This window comes from Aurantimonas sp. C2-5-R2 (assembly GCF_036549495.1).
In the GTDB taxonomy this organism is placed as follows: Bacteria; Pseudomonadota; Alphaproteobacteria; order Rhizobiales; family Rhizobiaceae; genus Aurantimonas; species Aurantimonas coralicida_A.
The window spans coordinates 1-4,119 of sequence record NZ_JAZHLJ010000151.1 but is presented as its reverse complement, the minus strand read 5'-3'; the positions used below and the strand labels follow the sequence as shown (position 1 = coordinate 4,119).

At 60.9% G+C, this 4,119-nt stretch carries 4 protein-coding genes; all 4 read left to right on the top strand.

Annotated elements, in window-relative coordinates; all coding sequences use genetic code 11:
* Positions 1 to 397: hypothetical protein (locus VQ044_RS24045; protein ID WP_331827824.1), on the top strand; the 397-nt coding region annotated here is incomplete at its 5' end.
* Positions 394 to 1,365: a c-type cytochrome gene (locus VQ044_RS24040; RefSeq protein WP_327650175.1), complete on the top strand. Its 972-nt coding sequence runs from the start codon at positions 394 to 396 to the stop codon at positions 1,363 to 1,365. The genes VQ044_RS24045 and VQ044_RS24040, both read left to right, overlap by 4 nt.
* Positions 1,362 to 3,086, top strand: coding sequence for a cbb3-type cytochrome c oxidase subunit I (locus tag VQ044_RS24035; RefSeq protein WP_327650173.1), 1,725 nt, complete (start codon positions 1,362 to 1,364; stop codon positions 3,084 to 3,086). Before VQ044_RS24040 ends, VQ044_RS24035 begins: the two co-directional genes overlap by 4 nt.
* A 105-nt stretch (positions 3,087 to 3,191) precedes the next feature.
* Positions 3,192 to 3,968, top strand: coding sequence for a DUF542 domain-containing protein (locus VQ044_RS24030; RefSeq protein WP_331827823.1), 777 nt, complete (start codon positions 3,192 to 3,194; stop codon positions 3,966 to 3,968).
* Positions 3,969 to 4,119: the final 151 nt, after the last annotated feature.

Below are 4,119 nucleotides of genomic sequence, written 5' to 3'. Positions count from 1 at the left end.
TGCATATTGCAAATACCTATTAACGGCAGGCTCGGACAGCCGAAGCCTTGAGGGGGTGGATGTGATGAGCCGACATGTGGAAGCGATCGACGCCGAAACATCCGATACAAGCCGGAAACGACCGGTCCCGAGGGCGCAAGGGGTCATCGCGCTCTCGCTGGCTATCGTTGCCAGCGTGTTCGCCTTCTTCCTCGCCTGGCCGTGGTGGTGGGATTTCAGCTACTGGGCGGAATCGCGGATCATGTGGGTGATCTATTTCGCAACGGGTTTCGTGCTGGCGATCTACGTCTTCTATGCGTTCTTCGGCAGCCTGCGCACGCTTTTCGAGCATGACGCCATCGAGCGCGCCGAACTTGTCGAACAGGCGGAGCCCGATGACACAGAGGGCCAGTCATGAGTTGCCGTCCAGGTCAACCCTGTCAAGAAGGCAAGAAGCGGCGCACCGCACTTGGCGTGCTTGGGCTGATGGCGCTGATCTTCGTTGCGCTGTCGTTCATGTCTTTCCTCGATTCCCGCGGCCAAGTGGTGCCGACGGGGGTCGAATATGCGGGCCATGATGCTGTCGAGGGCAAGCGGGTCTTCCAAGCCTATAACTGCATGGGGTGTCATACGATCGTCGGCAATGGTGCCTATCTTGGGCCGGATCTGACCAAACTCTATGGCGATGTCGGGCCTGCCTGGCTGGAGGCGTTTCTGCCCTCGGCAGGCAGCTGGCCGACGCAGACGGCAGTGCAGGTTCAGTTGCAGAAATCTGCCGTCGTCACTGAAGCGGACGTCAACTCGATCGACGCCTATTTCGACAAGTATCCCGCTGCTGTGGAACGGGTCAATCGGCGCAGCGGCCATGCCACGATCATGCCCAACCTGCCGTTTCGCGCGGGCGAGGTCGCCCAGTTGATCGCTTTCCTGAAATACACGTCGCAGATGGATACCGAGGGCTGGCCACCGATCCCACAGATCGTCGGGCTAACTTTCCCGCAGGCGACGCAGATGCCGGCGGAGGCGGTTGCAACCGCAGTAGCAGCACCGCCCGAGGGTAGCATTGCAGCCGCCTTGGGCGATCCGGTCGACCTTGGTGCCCAACTTGTCGAGGATAACGGCTGTACCGCCTGCCATTCCGCCGGAACCGAGAAACTCGTCGGCCCGGCCTGGGGCGGGCTTTACGGAGGTGAGGCGGAGCTTGCCGATGGGTCGACGGTAAAGGTCGACGACGCCTATCTGACCGAGGCCATCATGAACCCGGACGCGCAGGTCGCCGCAGGCTTCCACGCCGGCGTCATGCCATCGTATGTCGACATTCTGGAGGCCGATCAGGTCGCAGCCATTGTCGCCTATATCCGCAGTCTCGGAGGAGAGGGACAATGATCCGGATCGAATACCAGACCCAAAGGCTGAGCCTGCGTTTTTTTCTGGTAATGCTTGTGCTGTTCCTGTTTCAGACCGCATTCGGCCTGCTTCTGGCGGCGCAGCACATCGATCCGACACTGCTCTCGGGGGTATTCAATTTCAACATCGTCCGGGCCGAACATACCAATCTCGGCATTCTGTGGATCCTCACCGGCTTTATCGGCACGATTCTGTTCATCGGGCCGCTGCTGTCGAAACGTGAACTGGCCGCGCCTTGGCTGATCAAATTCTTGTTCTATGCACTACTGGCCGTCGTAGTCTGGAACGTCCTGACGCAGTTTCTGGCGCAACAGGGGATCGCCGGCTGGTGGCTGGGGCAGCCCTGGCTGCAGGAGGGACTGGAGTATCTCGAGGCCGGTCGCGTCGCCGATATTGTGATCCTGATTGGCTTCGCAATCCTGTGCTATGTGGTCCTGCGCACTTTCCCGCCAATGTCCCAGTGGAACGAGATTCACTGGGGGCTGGGACTTGGCGTGCTGGCACTGACCGCTGTTTGGGTGTTCGGGCTGTTCTTCATCGGGCGGCTGGACCTGCAGGAATATTTCCGCTGGTACGTCGTGCACTACTGGGTCGAGGGAGTCTGGGAGGTCATCCATATCAGCCTGGTCGGCTTCCTCGTGGTGTTGATGTTCAACGCCAGCGTGAAGACCGTGGGCTACGCGGTCTTCTGGGGCATTTCGTTGGTCTGGCTCTCGGGGCTTCTGGGCAACGCGCATCATTATTTCTGGATAGGCACGCCGGAGTTTTGGCAATTCTGGGGCTCGCTGTTCAGCGCGCTCGAACCATTGCCTCTGATCTTCTGCTTCTGGCACATCTATCTCGACGCTCATCACGACCGCAAACCTATCGCTAATATGCCTGCGTTCGCCTTCCTTCTAGGCTCGGTGGTGCTGGAGCAGGTAGGGGCGGGGATCCTCGGCTTCACCATGACCTTCGCGCTGACCAACGTGTGGTCGCACGGCACCTGGGTGACGCTGAGCCACGCGCATCTGGCGCTCTTCGGCACATTCGGCATGCTGGGGCTGTCGGCAGCCTACTATGCGGTGCCGCTGATGCGCGGCATCCGGGATTTCGACCAGCGTCTTGGCAAGCTGGCCTTCTGGCTCATCTTCACCGGCATGCTTGGCCTGGCCTTCGCCTTCGCCATCGGCGGCACGATCCAGGTCTATGTCTACCGCACGCTTGGCCTTGACTGGTTTGGAGGCGACGTCTCGCCTGCGATGCAGATCGCCAAGCTGCAGGTGCCGGTCTTCGGGCTGGTGTTTACCATTGGCGTCGGGCTTCTGGTCTTCGACCTGCTCACGCTCGGCTATCGCGCACGGGTCGCTACGACGCCTGCGGCGCGCGGCTTCGAGACAGCAGACGCCTATGATGGCCCGGCGCACGCTGTCATGCCAGGCTGGAAGCGATTGCTGACCGGCTGGGAAGCCGGGCTGTGGCTCTTGGGAATGTGGGTTTTCGGCGCGGTAATCACGCTGGGGCTTCTGAGCTTCAACCTTTCCAGCGTGCGCGATGGCAGCCCGTTCTTCCCGTACCTGATGGCCGGCGTCGGCTATCCGGGGCTGTTTCTGGTGACGCTGCTCTTCGTCTGGCGGTTCCTCAGTTCGCTCGCCGCCCGGAATGTCGAGCCGCTTGCCGTCTACACCAGCGCAACGTTCGCGGCCGAACCGGCGGAGTGAGCCCACGTCAGGTCGACGGAATCGAAAAGCGGGGCACCAACGCCACAGGGCCCCACACCCGCACACCTTTCAACTCAATCAAATCATCTACACAAGGCGAAGAACATGACCGAGACCACCCAGCCCCTGCACGACCAGAATGTCGGCGAGATCGCCGCGCAACTTCCCGGCGCCACCGGTGTCTTCCGCCGGTTTGGAATCGAATTCTGCTGCCACGGCGACGTTTCGCTGACCGAGGCGGCGTACCAGCGCAAGCTCAATATTATCGAACTTGAAACAGCGCTGCAGGCGCTCGACCCCGCAGCCGCACCGCAGGCGCCGCGGGAAACCACCGCGCTGATCGATCACATCCAGACCCGCTATCACGAGGTCCACCGACGCCAGATTCCCGAACTGATCGAACTGTCGCGCAAGGTCGAGGCGGTTCATGCCGCCCACCCGAACGCGCCGGAAGGGCTGGCCGACGCCTTGCAACTGATCATGGGCGAATTGGAAGTGCACATGAAGAAGGAGGAGTTGATCCTGTTTCCAGCCATGCGTAGACAGGCTGCGGGACAATTGGATGCGCCGATCACCGAGATGCGCCACGATCACGATGCTCACGGCGCCTTTCTGGAGCGGGTGGCGCAGATAACTGACGACTATACCTTGCCGGACGGCGCTNTGGATGCGCCGATCACCGAGATGCGCCACGATCACGATGCTCACGGCGCCTTTCTGGAGCGGGTGGCGCAGATAACTGACGACTATACCTTGCCGGACGGCGCTTGCCGGTCGTGGCAGGCGCTTTACGCCGGAGCGGCGCAACTCAAGGATGATCTGATGGAACATATCCACCTTGAGAACAACGTGCTGTTCCCGCGATTCGAGGCGAGCGCATGACATTGTAGCTGGCCTTGTGCCGTCCTCCGACTGATAGCGCCCTGGACTTGCCCCGATTTGGTGGCTCTTGCGCATGTTGTGTGGTCTTGAGGCGTGGCGACTCTTTCTAACACCGCAGATGATGCGGTGGAGGAAGCATGCCTCAAATATC

What these genes read in the sequence shown, in the direction of transcription:
- VQ044_RS24035 (WP_327650173.1), top strand. Translation starts at nt 1,362, where the DNA reads ATGATCCGGATCGAATACCAGACCCAAAGGCTGAGCCTGCGTTTTTTT.
- VQ044_RS24040 (WP_327650175.1), top strand. Translation starts at nt 394, where the DNA reads ATGAGTTGCCGTCCAGGTCAACCCTGTCAAGAAGGCAAGAAGCGGCGC.